Raw genomic sequence first — 20,413 nt, 5'->3', positions numbered from 1 at the left:
CGGATTCCCCCAGAGCGTTGAAAGAGCGGCGGAGCAAACCACCGGGGGCATGACCGGTCAAGGCTGGCAGAATGGCCCGAACTGCCCCACATTCGAGCGATGAGCGAGCCAGACCCCTACATGTTGCGGCCCGACCCGGAAGACGGCCGTCTGACCCGCCGCATGGCCGGAATAGACCACACCGGCGCGCCGGCCGAACAGGATGTGGCGGTCGAGACCGCGCTGACCCTGTTCCTGAACGGGCAGGAAATCGTCACCATGATGACGATCGGCGACTACCCGGACTGCCTCGCCGTCGGCTACCTGCTGAACCAGAACATGCTGAACGCCGACGACACGATCAGCGGCATCGAGATCCATGACGAGAAGCCGCATATCTTCGTCTCGACCGCCCGGCGCACCGACTACGAATACAAGCTGAAGAAGCGCACGCTGACCTCCGGATGCGCCCAGGGCACCGCCTTCGGCGACGTGATGGAGAAGTTCGACAGCGTGCGCCTCGATCCCGCCGCGACGCTGAAGACGTCCTGGCTCTACGCGCTGACGAAGGCGATCAACACCACGCCGTCGCTCTATCTGCAGGCCGGCGCGATCCATGGCTGCGTCCTGTGCGAGCGCGACAAACCCTTGATCTACATGGAAGATGTCGGCCGCCACAACGCCGTGGACAAGATCGCGGGCTACATGCACCTGAATGGCATCGGGCCCGAGGGCAAGATCTTCTACACCACCGGCCGGCTCACCTCGGAAATGGTGATCAAGACGGTTCAGATGCGGATTCCGGTGCTGATCTCGCGTTCCGGTTTCACTGCCTCCGGCGTCGAGCTGGGGCGCCGGGCAGGCCTCACCCTGATCGGCCGCGCCCGCGGCAAACGTTTCGTCTGCCTGTCGGGTCAGGACCGCATCGACTTCGACCTCGACCCGGAAGAAGTCCCCGACGAGCCCGCGAAGTTGCGCCGGAAAGCGGCGGAATGAGCGTCGCCGGAGTCATCCTCGCCGGCGGACAGGCGCGCCGGATGGGCGGCGGGCAGAAGGCCCTGCTCGAACTCAAGGGCCGCCATCTGATCGGGCATGTCATCGCACGGATAACGCCGCAGGCCGATCCGCTGGCGCTCAACGTCAACACGCCTCACCCGGCCTATGACGCCCTCGGCCTGCCGCAAATCGCCGATTCGGTGAGCGGCTATCCGGGACCGCTCGCCGGTATACTGAGCGGGCTCGAATGGGCCGCGTTGCAGGAGCCTGCGCCGGACTGGCTGCTCTCCGCCCCGACCGACGCACCCCTGCTGCCCGACGATCTGGCCGAGCGCCTCATCGAAGCGGCGGACCGCGAGGATGCCGAGATCGCCGTGGCGACGAGCGGCGGGCGCACCCATCCGGTCGTCGCGCTGTGGCGCGTCGGCCTCGCCGCGCCGCTTCGGCAGGCGCTGGTCGAGGACGATGTCCGCAAGATCGACCGCTTCACCGCCGGACGGCGGACCGTCCATGTCGAATGGGACACCGCTGGCGGCGACCCGTTCTTCAACATCAACCGCCCGGAAGATCTGGCGGAGGCCGAGACGATTTTGGGGTGACCGCGCCCGGCGCATTGGCTATGTCGCACCTGCAGCATTCCTGCCGCCGGAGACATCATGTCCGACACGTCCAGCCCCGAAGCCGTCAACATCGTCACCCTGAAATGGGGCGACCGATACGGGCCGGAATTCGCCAACCGGCTCTATAACGGGGTCGCGAAGAACCTCACCCGGCCCTTCCGCTTCATCTGCTTCACCGATAACGGCGACGGCCTCCACCCGGAGGTCGAGGTGCACCCGCTGCCGCCCATCGTGCTGCCCGAGAGCCACCAGCGCACGACCTGGCTGAAGCTGGGCCTGTTCATGGACGGGCTGGCCGACATGCAGGGCGACTGCATGTTCCTGGATCTCGACCTGCTGATCACCGGCAATATCGACTGCTTCTTCGAGTACATGCCGGGCAAGCGCTGCATCATCCACAACTGGATCCAGCGCCATCTGATCTTCAAGAAGCGGCCCGATATCGGCAACTCCTCGGTCTTCCGCTGGCGCGCGAACACGACGCAGTTCATCGTCGACAAGTTCTACGCCGAGGCCGAATGGGCGATGGCCAACTTCAAGCCGCCCCAGACCTATCTGACCTACGGGCTGGGTGAGAAGTACTGGTGGCCGGAGGAATGGGCGCAGAGTTTCAAGCGGCACTGCATCCCGCCTTTCCCGCTCAACCTGATCCAGACCCCGAAACTGCCGCCGGACGCCCGGATGGTCGTCTTCCACGGCCTGCCCGATCCGGACCAGGCGCTGGAGGGCTACAAGGCGAAACGGCTGCACCGCCGTTGCCTGCCGACCCCCTGGATCCGCGACTTCTGGGACGAAAGCGGGGCGGACGGCGCGTGATCCGGCGGCTGAAACGGGCGCTGGGCATTCACTTCTCGTCCAAGGCGCTCGTCCGCAACCCCGACATCGCATGGCGGCAGTATCTCGGCCGCTTCCGCAGCTTTGCCGAACTGGCGTCGGAGCTGGCGTCGACACGGCCGGTGACGCTGGTTCAGGTCGGCGCCAATGACGGTTCCGCCAACGATCCGCTGGCCCGCATGATCGCGGAGGACCCCGAACGCATCGACCGTGCGTTGCTGATCGAACCGCAGACGGCCGCCTTCGAGCGGCTGACGGCGCGCTACCGTGGCTTTGGCGAGATCCACTGTCTGAACGCCGCCATCGACCGGGAAGCCGGTGAGCGCACGATCTGGTCGATCGACCGCGATGCCGTGAAGGCGCGCCTGGGGCGGAACATGTCCGACGGCATCGCCTCCTTCGAGCGCGATCATGTCATTCAGGTGCTGCGCCAGAACGGGATCGGGGATGCCGAGACCTTCCTGACCAGCGAACCGGTGACGCTGTCGACGCTGGGCGGTGCTGCCGCCTCGGTCAGCATCCGCGATCCGGACATCCTGCTGATCGACACCGAAGGCTTCGACGCCGAGATCCTGCGCATGGCGCTGGACACCGGCTGGCGGCCGCGGCTGCTGCAATATGAACACAAGCATCTGTCGACACCTGACAGGCGGGCGGTTTCGGCGCGATTGCGCGCGCTGGGCTACCGGCTGTGGGCGGACCATGCCGACGCCTGGGGCCGGCTGGAAGGTCAGAGCGACTGAAGATAGCGCCGGGTCGGCCCGAACAGCGGCAGGCCCATCGCTTCATGAGGGGTCGCCCAGCGGGTCGCGGCGATCTCGACCGGCTCAGGCGTGACCTTGGGCCGCCTCTCAACGTCGACCGCAAATATCTCCACCCGGTCGCGGCGGAGCACGTGTCCCAGAAACTCGCCATGCACGAACGCAAGGTCTCCGGCATCGACAATGACGCCCGTCTCTTCATGGAGCTCGCGGGCGGCGGCCTGCCGGTAGTCCTCCCCGGCATTGAGACGCCCGCCCGGCATGGACCAGAAATCGTTGTAGCTGTTCTGGACCAGCAGCACCTGGCCATCGCACCAGACGGCCGCCATGGCGCCGTTCATGTGCGGCCAGGGCAGCAGCCGGACGCCCCTGCGGACGACCCAGGCGGCACGGTAGGCGGCGCGCCAGGCCCGGATCCGCGGCGTCGGGCCGCTCACTTCGCGCCGTCGCCGGGCAGCCACGCCTCCGCCAGCAGCCCACCGCCCGGCCGGTTCGCCAGCGTCAGGTCGCCCCCGAGGCGGCGGAACACGTCGCGGGCGACGGCCAGCCCCAGGCCGCTGCCGCCGGTGTCGCGGTTGCGCGAAGTCTCGACGCGGTAGAAGGGCTGGAAGACCTTCTCCAGTTCCCCCTCCGGCAGTCCCGGACCGCCGTCCATCACCAGCAGCGTCACCCGTTCCTCGTCCCGGTCGAGGACGATCTCGGCCTGGCCGCCATAGCGCACGGCATTGTCGATCAGATTGCCCACAGCCCGCTTCAGGGCCACCGGCCGCCCGAACATAGGCAGCTTCTCGGGTCCCGAGAGTTCGACATCATGGCCCTGCGCCTGATGATCGTCGGCCATGTCGCGCACCAGAGAGGCCAGATCGATGCGCGAGACGGTCTCGTTGGCCTGGTCGCCCCGCACGAAGCTCAGCGCCGAATCCACCATCAGATCCATGTCGTCGATATCGCGGATCGCCTTCGCCTGCTGCTCCGGGTCCTCGATGAACTCCGCACGCAGCCGCAGACGCGTCAGCATGGTCTTCAGGTCGTGGCTCAGGGCCGCCAGCATCAGGGTACGGTCATCGACCAGCCGTTTGATGCGCTGCTGCATGGTGTTGAAGGCCCCGGCGGTCTTCTTCATCTCCCGCGAGCCGGTTTCCTCGAGCGGCGGCGCATCGACGTTCAGGCCCAGCCGCTCGGCGGCCTCGGTCATTTTCCGCAGCGGCCGCGTCGCCCGGTTCGCCGCCCAGATCGAGAACAGCATGATCACGACACCCAGTGAGATCACCCAGAACGCCATCCGCACCGCCCATCGGAGCGAGGTCAGGTCGGTGGCGAGGATGAAATGCACCCACTGGCCGTCGTCCAGCGTCGTGGCGATGACCATCTTGGCCCGGCTGGGCAGAATGTCGGGCTCGGGGTGTGAACGACGGCGTCCCTCGTTCTCATCGTCGTCATCGCGGCCGAAAAGCGGGCGCTCCCAGTCGCCGATGCGCGAAATCACCAGCGGCCGGTCGCCAAGGCGCTGCAGCATCCGCCGCGCATGCCGCTTCGCCTGCCAGTGCTCTGAAAACTCGGGGTCGTCCGGCGGCGGGCCGGCTTCGAGGCGGACGCGAAGCGTCGGCCCCGAAATTGCCCGGATCAGTTCACGGCGTTCCGCAACGCCGGCCTTGTCCAGCAGGGGCACGATGTTGTCGATGCGCCGTGTCGCCGAAAAGGCGAACAGCTTGGTCGCTGCCTCGGTCCGCTCCTTCACGTACCAGCCGACCGACAGCCCGACGGCGATCAGCATCAGGATCATCAGGATCAGCGCGAGCCGGGCGGCGACCCCGGTATCGCGGAACCGGCTCAGCATCCCTCGACTTCCGCGGCGAAATAGTAGCCGCCGTGCCGTACCGTCTTGATCAGCTGCGGCGACTTCGGATCCTCGCCGAGCTTCCGGCGCAGGCGGCTGAGCGCAACGTCGATCGAGCGGTCCAGCGGCCCGAGCTGGCGGCCGGAGGTCAGGTCGGCCAGCTGATCGCGGCTGAGGATCTGCTGCGGCCGTTCGACCAGCGCTTCCAGCAGATCGAATTCGCCGGAGGTCAGGGTCACCAGCGTCCCTTCCGGATCGCGCAACTCACGCTTCCTCAGGTCGACCTGCCAGCCGTCGAAGGTGAGCGTCTTGGCGCTGGTCCCGGACGCCGCCTCCGGCGTCGCCTCCACCCGGCGCAGGACGGCGCGGACACGGGCCAGCAGTTCGCGCGGATTGAACGGTTTCGGCAGATAGTCGTCGGCGCCGATCTCCAGTCCGACGATGCGGTCCGCCTCCTCGCCCAGAGCGGTCAGCATCACGATCGGGATCGAGGTGTCGTTGCGCAGTCGCTTGCAGATCGCCAGCCCGTCCTCGCCCGGCATCATCAGGTCCAGCACGATCAGATCGAAACGCCCACCCGCCAGAACCTTGTCCATCTCGCGCCCGTCGGCTGCCGTATCGACACGGAAGTCATGACGCACGAGAAACCGGGCCAGGAGATCGCGGATCTCGCGGTCGTCGTCGACGATCAGGATGTGCGGACGGCGTTGCATGACCCCGATTTATAGCCGTTTCGGCGTCCAGGCCCGGGTTTTTCGTAACCCTTCGTAACGATCCCCGCTGCGCTTACCACCGGTTACACCTGGTTGCCCCCGGCGGGCTGAACGGTGCCCGCTCCGCACGTAGATAGGCCATGTCAGACACTGACGACCGAGAGATTTCGAAAGGGAAATGGAATGCAGACCCGTATGAAGATTCTGGTGGCCAGCGGCATTGCGGCTCTGGGCATCGCCGGCGCCGCCGCCACCCTCAGCGCCGCCTCGCCGGACGGCTTCGAGAAGGCCCGCTACGGCGGCGGCCATCACCGCGGCATGCACATGATCTGCACGCAGGGCGAGGACCGGCTGGAGGACATCGTGACCTTCGCCGAGATCCGACTGAGCATCACCGACGACCAGCAGGACGAATGGGACGCCTTCGCCGAGGCTGTGCGCACTGGCGGGCAGCAGATGCTCACCGCCTGCGACCGGATGGAGACCCTGCGCACCGGCAACGCGCCCGAGCGTCTCGCCGAGGTCGAGCAGGTCATGGAGACCGCCCTGGGTGCGACGAAGACCATCAGGTCCAAGTTCGACCCGCTCTACGCCGTTCTCAGCGACGAGCAGAAGGCCACCGTCGAGCGCCTGACCCACAAGCGTCATGGCGACGGCCACCACCGCCGGCACAAGGAAGACGGCGAGAAGGACGGCTGATCGAGGTTCCCTGACCCTGGATGGGCGTCCCGCCCGACCAGGCAACTCCCGGCCGGCCAAGCCCCCTCGGACCGGCCGGGAGTCCCCACGAAAAAGGCCGCCGGAGCGATCCGGCGGCCTTTGACGTTTCAGGAGGGCATTGCCCGAAGCGAAATACGCCTCAGACGCCCACCGCCTTGCGCCACTGGTCGCCGGCGTCCTTGAAGCCCGACAGCATCGGGTCGAACGAGGCGGTCATCAGGCTCTGGCAGTAGCCCTGCATGGTCTCGATCTGCTTGGCATAGGCCTTGGCCGCGCCGTCGACGTAGCGCTGCTGCGCCTCGAGAAAATCGGTCGGCGAGGTGATGTCCTGCATGCCGTTCAGGAAGGCGATGTTCTCGTCCAGACGCGACTGCACGAACTTGGCCACTTCCGCGGTCATCTCGGTCGTGATCTCGGTCGCGGAAACGGCGGCGTCCGGGGCCTTCTTTGTGGCGGTCTTGGTCGCCGTCTTGGCAGCGGCCTTCGTCGCGGTCGCGGTCTTCGCAGCCGTCTTGGCCGTCGTCTTCACAGCAGCCTTCGCAGCGGTCTTCGGCGCGGCAGCGGCCTTGGCAGGCGCCTTGGGCGCAGCCGGCTTCTTCGCAGCGGCCGGCTTCTTCGCGGCGGTCTTGCGCGGCGCAGGCTTCTTTGCCGGAGCAGCGGCCTTCCTGGCCGGCTCGGCAGCCTTCACTTCGGTCTTCGCCTCGGCGGCGGGGGTCGCGGTTTCCGCCTTGGCCGGCGCTTCGGCGGCCGGGGCCTTTTCGGTTTCGTCAGTCATCGGTCTGATCCTATGTCTCGGTCACGAAATCATGCGCAGCGCGCCTCAGGCATCGCCGCTCGATTCCGTTACATAGGCGCATTTGCTGCGCCGCACAATAAAGCATTGCGCGACGCAGCATCGCAGGCCGGTCGAGGCTGTCGTCAAGCCGGGGCTTCGGACCTGCCGCCATGTGCACCGGACCAGCCGACCGGGTCGTTCAGGAATTTCTCGACCTCGTCCAGGGTGCGGCTCTCGAAGTAGCCGCTGGCCCGCGCCGCCTCCAGCACGTCCCACCAGGTGGCGAGGTAATGCAGTGTGATCCCCGCCTTCTCGAAGTTGGCGTTCGCGTGCGGGAAGATCGAATAATAGAAGACCACGAAGGCATGCTCGACCGAGGCGCCCGCATTCCGGATCGCCTCGCAGAAATTGATCTTGGACCCGCCGTCGGAGGTCAGGTCCTCCACCAGAAGCACCCGGTCGCCCTCGTCCAGCTTGCCCTCGATCTGGGCCATGCGGCCGAACCCCTTGGGCTTCTTGCGCACATACTGCATCGGCAGCATCAGCCTGTCGGCGATCCAGGCGGCATACGGAATGCCGGCGGTCTCGCCGCCTGCGACAGCGTCGAAGCTCTCGAATCCGACTTCACGGCCGAGGTTCTCGTCGGCCAGTTCGACCAGCTTGCGGCGCACGCGCGGGAAGGCGATCAGCCGCCGGCAGTCGATATAGACCGGGCTCGCCCAGCCGGCCGTGAAGATGAAGGGTTTGTCGGCATTGAAATGCACCGATTCCGTTTCGATCAGCATCCGGCTGACCAGCCGCGCCGCCTCGATCGCGTTGGGGTGTTCTCTGACCGGCTTCATCCCATATCCCTCATCACTGACCTCTGCGCCGTTTATAGTCGCCGCCACCCGATTCCCGAAAGCATTGGATCGCACCGCATGACAGACAGCCCGCCTATCGCCGAACGCCGCCCGCATACCCTCTCCGCCCACGGCGTGGACCGGGAAGACCCCTACTACTGGCTGCGCGACGAGAACTGGCGGGACGTGATGCGCGATCCTTCGGTCCTGCAGGCCGACATCCGCGCCTATCTCGAGGCCGAGAACGCCTGGACCGAGGCACAGCTTGCCGATGTCGAGCAACTGCGCGCCGACCTGTTCGAGGAACTGAAGGCGCGGATCAAGCCCGACGACGCCTCGCCGCCGGTGAATGACGGGCCCTTCGCCTACTACATGCGCTACGAGACCACTGGCGAGCACCCGCTCTACTGCCGCACGCCTCGGGACGGCGGCGAGGAGTCGGTGCTGCTCGACGGCGATGCGGAATCGAAGCCACATGCCTTCTATCGCCTCGGCGCGATCCGTCAGTCCTTCGACCATGGCCGGCTGGCCTGGTCCGAGGATGTGAAGGGCTCGGAGCTCTACCGGATCCGGGTACGCGAGATCGAAACCGGCGCCCTGATCGACGACGTCATCGAGGGCACGTCCGGCGCCGTGGTATGGGCGCGCGACGGCGAGCACATCTTCTACACGCTGCTCAATGACGATCTGCGGCCCGACAAGGTCTTCTGTCACCGGATCGGGACGCCGCAGGCCGACGACCGGCTGGTCTATCACGAGCCGGACAGCGGTTATTTCCTCTCGCTGGAGGAGAGCGACAGCCGGAGCTTCGTGTATCTCGCCTCCCATGCGTCGGAGACGACCGAATGGCGGTTCCTGCGGTCCGATGAGCCGCGTGGTGAACCGGTGCTGATCGCGCCCCGCCGCGAGGGGCACCAGTACGATGTGACCGATCAGGGCGGCCGCTTCGTCATCCGCACCAATCGCGACGGCGCCATCGACTTCAAGCTGATGGAAGCGCCGATCTGGAGCCCCTTCGAGAGCAGCTGGTCGGATCTGGTGCCCGCGCGCGACGGCGTGCTGGTGCGCGGGGTGCTGGCCTTCCAGAAATGGCTGGCGCGCCTCGAGACCGTCAACGCCCTGCCCCGGCTGGTTGTGACCGACACCGAAGGCGGCGGCGAGCACGAGATCGCCTTCGACGAGGAAGCCTATGCCCTTGGTCTCTCGGGCGGACAGGAATACGGCTCGGACAATCTCCGCTTCAGCTATTCCTCGCCGACGACGCCGGAACGGATCTTCGAATACGGCATGTCGGACCGCGAAAGAACGCTACTGAAGGAACAGGAGATTCCCTCGGGTCACGACCCGGCGGCCTATATCGTGCGCAGGGTTCAGGCGACGGGCCATGACGGCACCGGGATTCCGATGACGGTCCTGCACCGCGCCGACGCGAAACTCGACAGCTCGGAGCCGGTACTGCTCTACGGCTACGGCTCCTACGGCATGTCGATGCCGGCCGGGTTCAGTCCGCATCGCCTCAGCCTGGTGAACCGCGGCTTCATCTACGCCGTCGCCCATATCCGCGGCGGCATGGAGAAGGGCTACCAGTGGTATCTCGACGGCAAGCTGGAGAAGAAGACCAATACCTTCCGGGACTTCGTGTCCGCAGGTGAGGAACTGGTTCGCCGCCGCTGGGCGGCGGAAGGCGAGATCGCCATTCATGGCGGCAGCGCCGGCGGCATGCTGGTCGGCGCGGCTGCTAACATGCGGCCGGATCTCTGGAAGGCCGTGGTCGCGGAAGTGCCTTTCGTCGACTGCCTGACGACGATCCTGGACGACAGCCTGCCGCTGACCCCGCCGGAATGGACCGAATGGGGCAATCCGATCGCGTCGAAGGAAATCCACGACCTGATGCGGGCCTACAGCCCCTACGACAATGTCGAGGCGAAGGCCTATCCGGCAATGCTGATCACCGGCGGGCTCACCGATCCCCGCGTCACCTACTGGGAGCCGGCCAAGTGGGCGGCGAAGCTCAGGGCCGTGAAGACCGACGAGAACCTCCTGCTGCTGAAGATCAACATGGAGGCCGGACACGCCGGTTCGGCAGGCCGCTTCGACAAGCTGAAGGAGGTCGCGCTGAACTACGCCTTCCTTCTGAAGGTCTTCGGAATGGCTGGCCGTTGATTTCCGTACCGCGCCGGGCCAGATCATGGGCATGAGCGAACCGACCTATGTCCGACTGCCCAATCGTGGCCTGCTGCGCGTCGCCGGCGTCGAAGCAGAGGACTTCCTGCAGAATCTGGTGTCCAACAACGTGAAGCCGGCAGGAGCCGACACGGGCGTCTACGCGACGCTGCTGACGCCCCAGGGGAAATTCCTGCACGACTTCTTCGTCGTCCGCGACGAGGGCGGGTTTCTGCTCGATTGCGAGGCGGACCGCCTGGCCGACCTGAAGCGGCGGCTGACCCTCTACAAGCTGCGCGCGAAGGTCGAGCTGACCGATGAGAGCGACCGCTGGCAGGTGCTTGCGGTGCAGGAAGGCGAAGTCAAGGCCCCGTTCCTCTTCACCGACCCGCGCCATGACGGCATCGGACAGCGCGCCATCCTGCCGGCCCAGTCCAGGCCCGGCGGACAGGAGGCTCCGTTCGAGGCGTATGAAGCCCGGCGCATCGACCTGGGCCTGCCCGACGGCAGCCGCGACATCGAGGTCGAGAAGTCGTTCCTGCTGGAACACCGGATGGACGAGTTCCACGCCATCGACTTCAAGAAGGGCTGCTACGTGGGCCAGGAGCTGACCGCGCGGACCAAGTACCGGGGCAATGTCCGGAAGCGGCTGACCTGTGTCGCCGTCGATGGCGACCTGCCGGAACCCGGCACGCCGGTGCTGGCCGACGGCATCGAGATCGGCACGATCCGGACGGGTCTGGGCGGCAAGGCGCTCGCGGTCCTGAGGATCGAGCGCACCGAGGGCGACCTCGAAGCCGGATCGGCCCGGATCACGCCTCTCTGAACGCCCGGCGCAATGCGGCTGCCGCGTCGTCCAGCGCGACCTGCGCCATGGCGACAGGCTTCAGCATCCGCATAAAACCATGCACGACGCTCGGATACTCGATCAGGTCGACATGCACGCCGGCTTCCCGCAGCTTGCCCGCATAGGCCACGCCCTCGTCACGGAGGGGATCGTAGCCGGCGATCTGCACCAGCGCCGGCGGCAGAGCCGACAGGTCCTCGCACAGAAGCGGTGAGGCATCCGGGTTCGAATAGTTGTCACGGTCGCCCAGATACATCTCCGCCATCGCGTCGATCTGGTCCTTGGTCAGGAAATAGCCGCTGCCGTTTTCCGTCAGCGACCCGCCGGAAGCCGTGAAGTCGGTCGCCGGATAGATCAGAACCTGAAGGACCGGCAGGGGTCCGCCGTCGCGCTTCAGCCGCTGGCAGGTCGCCGCGGTCAGGTTGCCGCCGGCGCTGTCGCCGCCCATCGCCATGCGGTCGGGATCGATGCCGTAGCGGTCCGCGTGCGCATGGAGGTGGTTCCATGCGAGTTCGCAATCCTCGAGGCCGGCCGGAAACGGGTGCTCCGGCGCAAGCCGGTAGTCGACCGCGATCACCACGGCATCGCTCCGCTTGGCCAGGATACGGCACATCGCGTCGTGGGATTCCAGATCGCCCAGCACCCATCCGCCGCCGTGATAGAACACGATGGCCGGCGCCGGATCGGATACCGCATCCGGCCGATAGATCCGGATCGGCACGGCCGGCTGGTCGCTGCCGTCACCGGGGATCGTCACGTCCTCGACGCGTCGCAACTCGGTGTGAGGCGGGTTGAACACGGCGTTGGCGGCGTTGTAGCCCGCCCGCATCTGGTGATGGTCCGGCTTGCTGAACATGCTGCCGCCCCGTTCGACTTGACGGATCAGTTCGGCGCAATCCTCGTCAAGCGGCGGGCGGCTGGATTTCATGACATTCATGGCGTGCCCCTCAGGTCAGCGGAATCATCACGTGGTCGGCAAAGGCCGGGCGTTCGGTCAGGCGCTGGTAGTAGGCATCGATGTTGTGCGCCTCCGGACGTTCCATCGGCAGGTGCAGCCAGCGGTAGACCAGCGCCCCGATCGGGATATCGCCCATCGTCATCCGGTCCCCTGCCACCCAGGGCAGCTGCGACAGATGCGCGTCCAGGATGCCCATCTGGTTGTTGAGACGCGTGGCCGCATCGCCGATGGCGATCCAGTCCCGTTCCGGCTCCGGCGTGCGGATCAGTCCCCAGAACACCGTCACCAGATCGGCAATCAGGCTCGACGCCTGCCAGTCCATCCAGCGATCGGCATGGCTGCGCGCGGCCGGATCGGCCTGCCAGAGCGCCCCCTCCGAATGCTTGGCGCAGAGATAGCGGACGATGGCGTTGCTTTCCCAGATGACGAGGCCGTCATCGTCGATCACCGGCACCCGCCCGTTCGGGTTCATCGCCAGGTACTCGGCGGAGTCGTTTCCGCCAAAGGCGCCGCCGACATTGGTGTGCTCATGCGGGAGCCCCAGCTCGGCGATCGTCCACATCACCTTCTGGACATTGATCGAGTTGGTCCGTCCCCAGACTTTCAGCATCGGTTTTCCTCCCCGGAATACGGCTTGCTCACCCCTTCTTCATCCTCTGGCGGATCGCCGTGAAGATCAGGAAGGAAGCGCTGATGAAGATGACGGCCCACGCGAAACCGTGCGGGTCATCGTAGTCCATGCTGACGCCGATGAACAACGGACCGGCAAGCGCGCCAAGGCCATAGATCGTGCCGAACGCAGCATTGGCGGTGACCAGATCTGCCCCACGGAACCGTTCGCCCTGAAGCGCCATCGCGACGGTGTAGATCGAGGACGCTGACGCCCCCCAGCAGAACAGGACCGCCAGCCGGACCACCGGCATGTGCAGGGTCAACGGGATCAGAACCGTCATGACCGTTGCCAGGAAGGCCAGGATCAGCATCAGCCGGATCCGGTCCATCCGGTCCGCCAGCCAGCCGACCGGAAACGCCATGACCATGCCACCGAAGACGACGGCGCTGATCAGGGTGACTGCGGCGGGCTCCGGCAATCCGGCGCGGGCGCCATAGACAGCCAGCAGCGACGTCGAACCGTTCTCGACCATCGCGAACATCAGCATGGCGCCGGCCAGCGTCGGCGCCACCAGGAAATACCTCAGGACGCTGAAGCTGGGCGTTCCTTCGAAATCCGGTGTCACAACGGGTGTCAGCGCCATGGGCATCGCCGCCACCAGCAGCACCGCGGCGCTCGCGAGAAACGGTGCCCAGCCCTCGGTTCCAACCGCGAGCAGGATCAGCGGGCCCGTCGCGAACCCTGCCGACAGCATGATGTTGTAGATCGCCATCACCCGGCCGCGGTTGTGGTTCTCGGTGACCTCGTTGATCCAGCTCTCGGAGGCCACGAACAGTGCGGAGACGGCGACGCCCATCGCCAGCCGGATCGGCAGCCAGAGGTAATAGTTGTCCGTAACCTTCAGCATCAGCATCAGCACGGCGTCGCCGATGGCCGCCGTCAGGATCACGCGCCTTGCGCCGAAGCGCGCCACCAGCCGGGGCACGAAGGGCGAGGCGAACAGGATGGCCAGCGGCGCCGCGGCCGAACTGATACCGATGGCCGTACGGCTCCAGCCGTCCTGTTCCAGCAGCAGTCCGAGCAGCGGCAGGGTCAGCCCGAAGGCCAGCGCTGCCGAAGCCACGCAGGCGGTTGCAACGACGATTCCGGCGCGGCGCTCACCGGGCGTGAGGGCCGCTGCGTCCGTCATTTTCCGTCCAGCTTCTGGTAGCGGATGATCGGCGCGTTGTTCTGGTAGCTGAAGATCGGCACCGCCTCGATCGACGTGCCGCGGACCCGGCGGAGCACCTCTTCGAGAACGAACTCGGTCACGTCGGCGATGGGCATGGAAAGGCACTCGAGCAGCGGCCGAAAGGCCAGGTCGAGCAGTTCTCCGGAGCCGCCGAGCGGCGCATCCGAACCGCCGACAGCCCGTTCGGCCTCGGTGACGAAGAAGCGGGCGTGGAAGCGGATCGGCGACGGCGGCGGCGTGATTGCCCGCGCCACATAGTCCATGCCGGAAAGGTCGGGCAGGAAGTCGCCGTTCTCGACGGCGCCGAAGACCAGTCCGGTCTCCTCCCATGTCTCGCGGGCAGCAGCGACCGCCAGGCCACGGGCCACATCCTCGCGGCCCGTCTGGAAGGTCAGGCGCGCCAGCGGCGTCTCCGGCAGATCGCGCAGGACGGGGGCCTTGCGGTCGCCACGGTCCAGCCGCCCGCCGGGAAAGACGTACATGTCGGGCATGAAGCGGTGACGGCGCGCCCGCTGGCCCATCAGAACCTCGGTGTCCGGCCCCTCGCCGCGCAGGATGATCAGCGAAGCGGCGTCACGGGGGCGGACTGGCCGCTTCGGGGTCTCGCTCATTCTTCGAGATCCAGATGCTTGCCGTGGAGATAGCGGAACAGCGGCACCTTGTGCTTCGACGTCTCCGGCGGCGGGTTCTCGACCAGATCCTCGATGCGGCGAAGGACGACGCCCGTGATCCTCGGGATCGGCAACGTCAGCGCCTTCTCGATGGTCACCCAGTGGATATCCAGCAGTTCGCCGTCGGACTCGATCACCTCGTTGGCGAGACGGTCCGCATCGGCCATGAAGAAGCGGGCGTTGAAGCGCCGCGGCCGGTAGGGCGGCGTGATGGCGCGGTAGACGTAGTCCAGCGCCTCGAAGTCCGGCGCGAAGCCGGTGGCGAAGAAATCGCGCCAGTTCCGCGGCACGGCGCTGCCCGGCTCCGGATCCTTCACACCCAGGATCAGGCCCGTCTCTTCGAAGGTCTCGCGGATCGCGGCGGCGGCCAGCGCACGGACCCTCGCCGGCGTCGCCGCCTTGCTGAGATGGCCGGCGACATGCGGCTTCAGTTCGGTGCCGGCGCGCACGCGCCAGTCGGTTCCGTCGACGCGCCCGCCCGGAAACACCCAGTTGTTCGGCATGAAGGCGTGCTTGGCGTGGCGTTCGCCCATGACCACCTCGACGGTGTTCTTCGACTTGCGGTAGAGGATGAGCGTCGCGGCGTCGCGCGGGCGCATTGCCCTTGTTCCGGGCGCGCGCACGTTCTTGTCATTGTGGTCGCGCGGCGGTTCAGCTGCCATGTCGGTCCCTCCCCAGGTTTTGCAGTGGCGCGCCGGACGGTCAGGTGCGCGGATTGATCAGCGGCCCGCCCGGATCCCCGATATCGACATAGGGCACGGTCTCCCCGGCGACGCGCACCTTGCCCTCGGCGATCAGCCGGACTGCCAGCGGATAGAGCTGATGCTCGATCTCCAGCACCCGGTTGGCCAGCGTCTCGGGCGTGTCCTCGGCGCTGACGGCCATGGCGCCCTGACAGATGATCGGCCCCTCGTCCATCTCGGCGCGGATGAAGTGTACCGTCGCGCCGGTAATGCGCACACCCGCATCCAGAACACGCTCATGCACGTTCAGCCCCTTGAAGGACGGCAGCAGTGACGGATGGATGTTGATGATCCGGTCGCGCCACCGCTCGACGAAATTCCGGGTCAGCAGCCGCATGAACCCGGCGAGGCAGATCAGCCCGACCTCATGGGTATTCAGTGCCGACGCGACGGCCTCGTCGAAGCTCTCGCGGCTTTCGAACTCACGGTGATTGATCACCAGCGACCGGATCCCGGCCTCGCGGGCGCGCTCGAGTCCCTTCACGTCGGCCACGTTGGAAATCACGATCGCGATCTCGGCCGGATAGGCCTCGTCCGCGCAGGCGTCGATCAGGGCCTGCAGATTGGTGCCGCGGCCCGAGATCAGGACCCCCAGCTTCAGCTTCGCCACGCGTCCAGTCCCTCGATCTCGACGCCCTCTTCGGCAGTGACCTCGCCGATCTGCCAGACCGTTTCGTTCTTGTAGGTCAGCAGCGCCTTCACCTTGTCGGCCTCGGCGGCCGGCACGATCAGCACCATGCCGATACCGCAGTTGAAGGTCCGGGCCATCTCGGCCGGCGCCACACCGCCCTCAGCGGCAAGCCAGCGGAACACGGGCGGCAGCGTCCAGGCGGCTGCATCCAGCCGCACGCCCATGCCTTCGGGCATCACGCGCGGGATGTTCTCGGTCAGGCCGCCGCCGGTGATGTGAGCGAGAGCCTTGATCTGGTCGAGCCTCAGCGCCGACAGCAACGGACGGACATAGATCCGGGTCGGCGTCAGAAGGGCCTCGCCGAGTGTCTGTCCCGCGTCGAACGGCGCCGAAGCCGCAAGGTCGTGCTTGCCGTCATCCACGATCCGTCGGATCAGCGAATAGCCGTTGGAATGCGGGCCGCTTGAGGCCATGCCAAGAACGGCGTCGCCGGGCTGGATGGACTCGATCCTGGGCAGCAGCCGCTCGCGCTCGACCGCACCGACGCAAAAGCCCGCCAGATCGTACTCTCCGGGACGGTACAGGCCCGGCATCTCGGCGGTTTCGCCGCCGATCAGGGCGCAGCCCGCCAGCTTGCAACCATCCGCGATGCCCCGGACAACTTCCGCCGCCTGATCGACGGACAGCTTGCCGGTGGCGAAATAGTCGAGGAAAAACAGTGGTTCGGCGCCCTGTACCACAAGGTCGTTGACGCACATCGCCACAAGATCCTGGCCCACCGTGTCATGGCGGCCGACCTGCCCGGCAAGCGTCAGCTTGGTGCCGACCCCGTCGGTCGCCGCGACCAGCAGCGGATCCTCGTATCCCGCGGCCTTTGGATCGAACAGACCGCCAAAGCCGCCCAGACCACCGACAACGCCGGGCCTGTTCGTCGCCTTCGCATCGCCGCCGATCCGATCGACCAGCTCGGCACCGGCGTCGACGTCGACGCCAGCGTCCCTATATGTCAGCCCAGCCGTAATGACGCTCGTCCACCCGTCGTCTAAAGTGCGCCGAGTCTATGCCGCCAAAGGAGCCGGATTGCAATGCTTGCCCGTCTGAGCCGCGCCCTGCCGCTGGCCATCGCGTGTGTTCTCCTGACGGCAGCCGCCGCCCGCGCTGACCTCTACACGATCGCGGGCGTGCCGGTCGATGTCCGCGCCGAAAGCGCCGCCGCCGCCCAGGCCCAGGGTCTTGCCGCGGCGCGTGCCGCGGCCCTGCTGAAACTGATGCAGCGGCTGACGCGCGAAATCGACCATCCAAGACTGCCATCCGCACCCGACGACCAGATCCAGACGATGATCGATTCGTTCCAGGTGGTGGACGAGAAGCGTGGCCCTGACCGCTATATCGCCAGCGTTTCCTTCGAGTTCTCGGCCCAGCCCGTGAAGGCGCTGCTGGCGCTCAACCAGATCGAATACACCGAATCGCGATCCCGTCCGGCGCTGATGGTGCCGGTGATGACCATCGGCGGCGAACCCGCGCTCTGGAACGACCCGAACCTCTGGCTCGATGCCTGGGCCGGCATCGACGCCAGCCAGCATCTCGTGCCGCCGCTCGCCCCTTTCGGCGACATTGAGGATGTGGTGATGCTCAGCGCCGACCAGGCGCTTGGCGGCGACGAGGCCGCGATACTGGCTCTGGCCGACCGCTACGAAGCCGACACGGCGTTCGTCCTCGACGCAGCGCTGGTGCTGTCGCCGGACGGCGGGTCGTCCCGCCTGTCGGTGCAGGTCACGCCCTATGGCAGCAGCGACTTCCAGCCCTTCCAGCGCGAATTCGAGAGCGAACCCGGCGCCGAGGTGGCCGCATTTCTGGCCACCGCAGCCGAAGAGCTGGCGGTCCAGTTGGACAACCAGTGGAAGGAAGCCACGGTCCTTCGTTTCTCGATCATCAACAAGCTGACCGCCCTCGCGCCGGTCTCCGGCCTGCAGGACTGGCTGGACCTGTCACGGACAATCGAGGGCATTCATGTCGTCCGGAGCACCAAGCTGCGCGGCCTGACGGTCAGGGATGCGCTGATCGAGCTGGAATATGGCGGCGATCCGGAAGATCTGCAGAAGGCCATGCGGCGCGCGGGCCTCGACCTGCAGCCCGAAGACGAAGGCTTCTGGCTGCTGCTTCGGGGCGGCGCAACACAGTGACCCCCCGGCGGCAGGCGACGTGGTGGATCGGGATCGCCGTCGGCTTCGGCCTCATGATCTGGCTGCTCCGCGACATGCTGCTGCCCTTCGTGGCCGGCATGGCGATCGCCTATCTGACCGATCCGCTCGCCGACCGTCTTGAGCGCCTGAAACTGTCCCGCACCCAGGCGACGACCGTGATCACGGTCGGCTTCCTGGCCCTGTTCATCATCGCGTTGCTGCTGATCGTGCCTGCCATCGTCCGCCAGACCAACGCGCTGCTCGCCGCCCTTCCCGACTACATGGAGCGCGCGGCCCAGCTTCTGAACCTGCTGGCGGCGAACGTCATGGTCGTGGCCGAGAACCAGGGCCTCGACATGTCGGGCGGCGACAGCAAGGAGGCGCTCAAGGGCTACGCGCGCCAGGCCGTCAATTTCTTCGGCCAGCTGGCAGGCGATCTGCTGCGCGGCGGCGTTGCGGTGCTCAACTTCTTCTCGCTGCTGGTGATCACCCCGATCGTGACCTTCTACCTGCTGCTCGAATGGGACCGCATGGTCTCCGCCATCAGCGGCTGGCTGCCGAAGGGTCAGGCCGAAGAGATCAAGGATGTCGTCCGCCGCATCGACCGCACGCTGGCCGGTTTCGTCCGCGGCCAGGGCACCGTCTGCCTGGTGCTGATCATCTACTACTCGGTGGCGCTGTCGGCGGTCGGGCTCAATTTCGGCTTCGTCATCGGCCTGCTGTCCGGCGCGTTGTCCTTCATTCCCTTCGTCGGCGCGATCTTCGGCGCACTCGCGTCCATCGGTCTGGCCGTCGTCCAGTTCTGGCCGGACGACTCGCTCCGCATCGGCATCGTCGTTGGCATATATGTCATCGGCCAGGTCCTCGAGGGCTATGTGCTGACGCCGAAGCTGGTCGGCGATTCGATCGGTCTGCATCCGGTCTGGGTCATGTTCGGCGTGCTGGCCGGCGGCGTCCTGTTCGGCTTTGTCGGCATGCTGCTCGCCCTGCCCGTCTCGGCCGTGATCGGCGTGCTTGCCCGCTACGGACTGGAGCGCTATCTCGCCAGCAGGCTCTACGATCCCGACAATCCTGCATGACTTCCGAACAGCTTCTGTTCCAGTTCGCCGAAACCACAACCTATTCGGCGGACCAGTTCCTGATTTTTCCCGGCAACCGCGAGGCGCACCGCTGGATCACCAGCGCCGACGAATGGCCGTCGCACGCCCTGGTGCTGACCGGGCCGCCCCGATCGGGCAAGACGCACCTCACCCATATCTGGGCCGCCGCGCATGACGCTCAGATCGTCCAGGCTTCCCGCCTGACGCAGGAGAACGTTCCCGAGTTCGCAGGCGGCAATCTCGCCATTGAAGGCGCCGACGGCATCAGTGACGAACGGGCCCTGTTCCACCTCTATAACCTTGTCCGCGAAAACGGGGGGCTGTTGCTGATGACGGCGCGGCTCAGGCCCGCCGCCTGGAACATCGAACTGCCGGACCTCTCTTCCCGGGTTGCGGCGACGCCACAGGTTGCGATCGGCGCGCTGGACCACGAGATGGCGGGACCGCTGATCCTGAAGCTCGCCGCGGACCGTCAGCTTTCCATCTCGCCACCGGTGGTGCAGTACCTGTCGACCTGGCTCGACCGGACATACGCAGCCTGCGAGGACGCCGTCACGCGGCTGGACCGGGCAGCCGTCCGCGAGGGCCGCAAGGTCTCCCGGCAACTCGCCGAGCAGGAGCTTGGCCTCAAGAGCGGCCGCGAAGGCTCTTGAACGCAGCGGGCCGACAGCAAACGTGTTACTGGACGCCGGCCCCGATCCGGGCCCCTATGGACCTCCCCAGTTGAATCCGGAGATCGAACGATGAATTTTCGCCTGACCGTCACGGCAGCCGCCTTCCTTCTCGCACCTCTGGCGGCTTCGGCCGCCGCCGACGATCCGGTGGTCGGCACCTGGTGGAACGAGGAGAAGACCGCGCACATCACCATCGAACCCTGCGGCGATTCCGTCTGCGGCAAGATTTCCTGGATGAACGAGCCGAACCGGCCCGACGGCACGCCCAAGCTGGACGTGAACAACGAGGACGAGGCCAAACAGAGCCAGCCGATTCTGGGTCTGCAGATCATCGGCGGATTCGAGAAGGAAGAGGTCGGCCGGTGGGAAGACGGCGAGATCTACAATCCGCAGGACGGCAACTCCTACAACTCGAACATCTTCATCAACGATGACGGCAGCCTGGGCGTCGAAGGCTGCGTGCTGTTCCTCTGCAAGGAGCAGACCTGGACTCCCGTCACCCAGTAGCCGGAGCCGGGGGCA

The 20,413-nt window shown here is 66.5% G+C and carries 23 protein-coding genes; 11 read left to right on the top strand and 12 right to left on the bottom strand.

The window, feature by feature from the left end:
- The first annotated feature begins 99 nt into the window (after positions 1-99).
- From fdhD to ACMVY4_RS13355, 4 genes are read left to right on the top strand one after another with little or no spacing between them, the layout of a single operon-like run.
- On the top strand, positions 100-975 hold the full coding sequence (gene fdhD / locus ACMVY4_RS13370; RefSeq protein WP_416896520.1) for a formate dehydrogenase accessory sulfurtransferase FdhD: 876 nt from the start codon (positions 100-102) through the stop codon (positions 973-975).
- A complete protein-coding gene (mobA, locus tag ACMVY4_RS13365) occupies positions 972-1,574 on the top strand; it encodes a molybdenum cofactor guanylyltransferase MobA (protein ID WP_416896519.1) in 603 nt (200 codons plus the stop codon). Before fdhD ends, mobA begins: the two co-directional genes overlap by 4 nt.
- 57 nt (positions 1,575-1,631) lie before the next feature.
- Entirely contained in the window at positions 1,632-2,411 is a 780-nt protein-coding gene (locus ACMVY4_RS13360; protein WP_416896518.1) for a hypothetical protein, read from the top strand.
- A complete protein-coding gene (locus ACMVY4_RS13355) occupies positions 2,408-3,172 on the top strand; it encodes an FkbM family methyltransferase (RefSeq protein ID WP_416896517.1) in 765 nt (254 codons plus the stop codon). The genes ACMVY4_RS13360 and ACMVY4_RS13355 overlap by 4 nt, the downstream gene beginning before the upstream one ends.
- Here ACMVY4_RS13355 and ACMVY4_RS13350 read toward each other — a convergent pair.
- From ACMVY4_RS13350 to ACMVY4_RS13340, 3 genes are read right to left on the bottom strand one after another with little or no spacing between them, the layout of a single operon-like run.
- Positions 3,160-3,627: an NUDIX hydrolase gene (locus tag ACMVY4_RS13350; RefSeq protein WP_416896516.1), complete on the bottom strand. Its 468-nt coding sequence runs from the start codon at positions 3,625-3,627 to the stop codon at positions 3,160-3,162. The genes ACMVY4_RS13355 and ACMVY4_RS13350 overlap by 13 nt on opposite strands.
- Entirely contained in the window at positions 3,624-5,027 is a 1,404-nt protein-coding gene (locus ACMVY4_RS13345) for an ATP-binding protein (RefSeq protein WP_416896515.1), read from the bottom strand. The genes ACMVY4_RS13350 and ACMVY4_RS13345 overlap by 4 nt, the downstream gene beginning before the upstream one ends.
- Positions 5,021-5,740: a response regulator gene (locus ACMVY4_RS13340; RefSeq protein ID WP_416896514.1), complete on the bottom strand. Its 720-nt coding sequence runs from the start codon at positions 5,738-5,740 to the stop codon at positions 5,021-5,023. The genes ACMVY4_RS13345 and ACMVY4_RS13340 overlap by 7 nt, the downstream gene beginning before the upstream one ends.
- A gap of 183 nt (positions 5,741-5,923) precedes the next feature.
- Here ACMVY4_RS13340 and ACMVY4_RS13335 point away from each other — a divergent pair, with 183 nt between their 5' ends.
- Positions 5,924-6,439 carry a Spy/CpxP family protein refolding chaperone gene (locus tag ACMVY4_RS13335; protein ID WP_416896513.1) on the top strand — a complete coding sequence of 172 codons (516 nt, stop codon included), beginning with the start codon at positions 5,924-5,926 and terminating at the stop codon, positions 6,437-6,439.
- Positions 6,440-6,599: 160 nt separating this feature from the next.
- Here the strand turns inward: ACMVY4_RS13335 and ACMVY4_RS13330 are convergent, their stop codons facing one another.
- Both ACMVY4_RS13330 and ACMVY4_RS13325 read right to left on the bottom strand, forming a co-directional pair.
- A complete protein-coding gene (locus tag ACMVY4_RS13330; RefSeq protein ID WP_416896512.1) occupies positions 6,600-7,235 on the bottom strand; it encodes a phasin family protein in 636 nt (211 codons plus the stop codon).
- 143 nt (positions 7,236-7,378) lie between these two features.
- On the bottom strand, positions 7,379-8,077 hold the full coding sequence (locus ACMVY4_RS13325; RefSeq protein ID WP_416896511.1) for an orotate phosphoribosyltransferase: 699 nt from the start codon (positions 8,075-8,077) through the stop codon (positions 7,379-7,381).
- A gap of 78 nt (positions 8,078-8,155) precedes the next feature.
- Here ACMVY4_RS13325 and ACMVY4_RS13320 point away from each other — a divergent pair, with 78 nt between their 5' ends.
- Entirely contained in the window at positions 8,156-10,240 is a 2,085-nt protein-coding gene (locus ACMVY4_RS13320) for a S9 family peptidase (protein WP_416896510.1), read from the top strand.
- 31 nt (positions 10,241-10,271) lie between these two features.
- Positions 10,272-11,066 (top strand): YgfZ/GcvT domain-containing protein, encoded by a 795-nt coding sequence (locus tag ACMVY4_RS13315; protein WP_416896509.1) that lies wholly within the window; start codon positions 10,272-10,274, stop codon positions 11,064-11,066.
- Here ACMVY4_RS13315 and ACMVY4_RS13310 read toward each other — a convergent pair.
- From ACMVY4_RS13310 to purM, 7 genes are read right to left on the bottom strand one after another with little or no spacing between them, the layout of a single operon-like run.
- Positions 11,053-12,024: an alpha/beta hydrolase gene (locus ACMVY4_RS13310; RefSeq protein WP_416896508.1), complete on the bottom strand. Its 972-nt coding sequence runs from the start codon at positions 12,022-12,024 to the stop codon at positions 11,053-11,055. The two genes, ACMVY4_RS13315 and ACMVY4_RS13310, sit on opposite strands and share 14 nt — an antisense overlap.
- 10 nt (positions 12,025-12,034) lie before the next feature.
- Positions 12,035-12,655: a glutathione S-transferase family protein gene (locus tag ACMVY4_RS13305; RefSeq protein WP_416896507.1), complete on the bottom strand. Its 621-nt coding sequence runs from the start codon at positions 12,653-12,655 to the stop codon at positions 12,035-12,037.
- Positions 12,656-12,683: 28 nt separating this feature from the next.
- Positions 12,684-13,847 carry an MFS transporter gene (locus ACMVY4_RS13300; protein ID WP_416896506.1) on the bottom strand — a complete coding sequence of 388 codons (1,164 nt, stop codon included), beginning with the start codon at positions 13,845-13,847 and terminating at the stop codon, positions 12,684-12,686.
- A complete protein-coding gene (locus ACMVY4_RS13295; RefSeq protein ID WP_416896505.1) occupies positions 13,844-14,500 on the bottom strand; it encodes an NUDIX hydrolase in 657 nt (218 codons plus the stop codon). Before ACMVY4_RS13295 ends, ACMVY4_RS13300 begins: the two co-directional genes overlap by 4 nt.
- Positions 14,497-15,222 (bottom strand): NUDIX hydrolase, encoded by a 726-nt coding sequence (locus ACMVY4_RS13290; RefSeq protein WP_416896504.1) that lies wholly within the window; start codon positions 15,220-15,222, stop codon positions 14,497-14,499. Before ACMVY4_RS13290 ends, ACMVY4_RS13295 begins: the two co-directional genes overlap by 4 nt.
- Before the next feature lie 40 nt (positions 15,223-15,262).
- Positions 15,263-15,913 (bottom strand): phosphoribosylglycinamide formyltransferase, encoded by a 651-nt coding sequence (gene purN / locus ACMVY4_RS13285; protein ID WP_416896503.1) that lies wholly within the window; start codon positions 15,911-15,913, stop codon positions 15,263-15,265.
- A complete protein-coding gene (gene purM, locus ACMVY4_RS13280) occupies positions 15,901-16,956 on the bottom strand; it encodes a phosphoribosylformylglycinamidine cyclo-ligase (protein WP_416900313.1) in 1,056 nt (351 codons plus the stop codon). Before purM ends, purN begins: the two co-directional genes overlap by 13 nt.
- Positions 16,957-17,019: 63 nt before the next feature.
- Between purM and ACMVY4_RS13275 the strand changes: the two genes are divergently transcribed.
- The 4 genes from ACMVY4_RS13275 (at position 17,020) to ACMVY4_RS13260 (ending at position 20,398) form a co-directional block, all read left to right on the top strand.
- Entirely contained in the window at positions 17,020-18,117 is a 1,098-nt protein-coding gene (locus tag ACMVY4_RS13275) for a DUF2066 domain-containing protein (RefSeq protein ID WP_416896502.1), read from the top strand.
- The gene (locus ACMVY4_RS13270; RefSeq protein ID WP_416896501.1) at positions 18,114-19,196 is read left to right on the top strand and encodes an AI-2E family transporter; all 1,083 of its coding nucleotides are present in this window, start codon (positions 18,114-18,116) and stop codon (positions 19,194-19,196) included. The genes ACMVY4_RS13275 and ACMVY4_RS13270 overlap by 4 nt, the downstream gene beginning before the upstream one ends.
- Positions 19,193-19,870, top strand: coding sequence for a chromosomal replication initiator DnaA (locus ACMVY4_RS13265; protein ID WP_416896500.1), 678 nt, complete (start codon positions 19,193-19,195; stop codon positions 19,868-19,870). Before ACMVY4_RS13270 ends, ACMVY4_RS13265 begins: the two co-directional genes overlap by 4 nt.
- A 90-nt stretch (positions 19,871-19,960) precedes the next feature.
- Entirely contained in the window at positions 19,961-20,398 is a 438-nt protein-coding gene (locus ACMVY4_RS13260; RefSeq protein ID WP_416896499.1) for a DUF2147 domain-containing protein, read from the top strand.
- The last annotated feature ends 15 nt before the right edge of the window (positions 20,399-20,413 follow it).

Source organism: Minwuia sp. (assembly GCF_048007105.1).
GTDB lineage: Bacteria > Pseudomonadota > Alphaproteobacteria > Minwuiales > Minwuiaceae > Minwuia.
Note: the sequence above shows the minus strand (reverse complement) of the source record. Positions and strands in the feature narration are given on the sequence as shown.

Bases quoted from the DNA above. Each gene is read 5' to 3' on its own strand.
- ACMVY4_RS13325 (WP_416896511.1), bottom strand. From the start codon at position 8,077: ATGAAGCCGGTCAGAGAACACCCCAACGCGATCGAGGCGGCGCGGCTG.
- ACMVY4_RS13315 (WP_416896509.1), top strand. From the start codon at position 10,272: ATGAGCGAACCGACCTATGTCCGACTGCCCAATCGTGGCCTGCTGCGC.
- ACMVY4_RS13320 (WP_416896510.1), top strand. From the start codon at position 8,156: ATGACAGACAGCCCGCCTATCGCCGAACGCCGCCCGCATACCCTCTCC.
- ACMVY4_RS13265 (WP_416896500.1), top strand. From the start codon at position 19,193: ATGACTTCCGAACAGCTTCTGTTCCAGTTCGCCGAAACCACAACCTAT.
- ACMVY4_RS13310 (WP_416896508.1), bottom strand. From the start codon at position 12,024: ATGAATGTCATGAAATCCAGCCGCCCGCCGCTTGACGAGGATTGCGCC.
- mobA (WP_416896519.1), top strand. From the start codon at position 972: ATGAGCGTCGCCGGAGTCATCCTCGCCGGCGGACAGGCGCGCCGGATG.
- ACMVY4_RS13295 (WP_416896505.1), bottom strand. From the start codon at position 14,500: ATGAGCGAGACCCCGAAGCGGCCAGTCCGCCCCCGTGACGCCGCTTCG.
- ACMVY4_RS13300 (WP_416896506.1), bottom strand. From the start codon at position 13,847: ATGACGGACGCAGCGGCCCTCACGCCCGGTGAGCGCCGCGCCGGAATC.
- ACMVY4_RS13260 (WP_416896499.1), top strand. From the start codon at position 19,961: ATGAATTTTCGCCTGACCGTCACGGCAGCCGCCTTCCTTCTCGCACCT.
- ACMVY4_RS13290 (WP_416896504.1), bottom strand. From the start codon at position 15,222: ATGGCAGCTGAACCGCCGCGCGACCACAATGACAAGAACGTGCGCGCG.
- fdhD (WP_416896520.1), top strand. From the start codon at position 100: ATGAGCGAGCCAGACCCCTACATGTTGCGGCCCGACCCGGAAGACGGC.
- ACMVY4_RS13330 (WP_416896512.1), bottom strand. From the start codon at position 7,235: ATGACTGACGAAACCGAAAAGGCCCCGGCCGCCGAAGCGCCGGCCAAG.
- ACMVY4_RS13305 (WP_416896507.1), bottom strand. From the start codon at position 12,655: ATGCTGAAAGTCTGGGGACGGACCAACTCGATCAATGTCCAGAAGGTG.
- ACMVY4_RS13340 (WP_416896514.1), bottom strand. From the start codon at position 5,740: ATGCAACGCCGTCCGCACATCCTGATCGTCGACGACGACCGCGAGATC.
- ACMVY4_RS13345 (WP_416896515.1), bottom strand. From the start codon at position 5,027: ATGCTGAGCCGGTTCCGCGATACCGGGGTCGCCGCCCGGCTCGCGCTG.
- ACMVY4_RS13335 (WP_416896513.1), top strand. From the start codon at position 5,924: ATGCAGACCCGTATGAAGATTCTGGTGGCCAGCGGCATTGCGGCTCTG.
- ACMVY4_RS13360 (WP_416896518.1), top strand. From the start codon at position 1,632: ATGTCCGACACGTCCAGCCCCGAAGCCGTCAACATCGTCACCCTGAAA.
- ACMVY4_RS13275 (WP_416896502.1), top strand. From the start codon at position 17,020: ATGCTTGCCCGTCTGAGCCGCGCCCTGCCGCTGGCCATCGCGTGTGTT.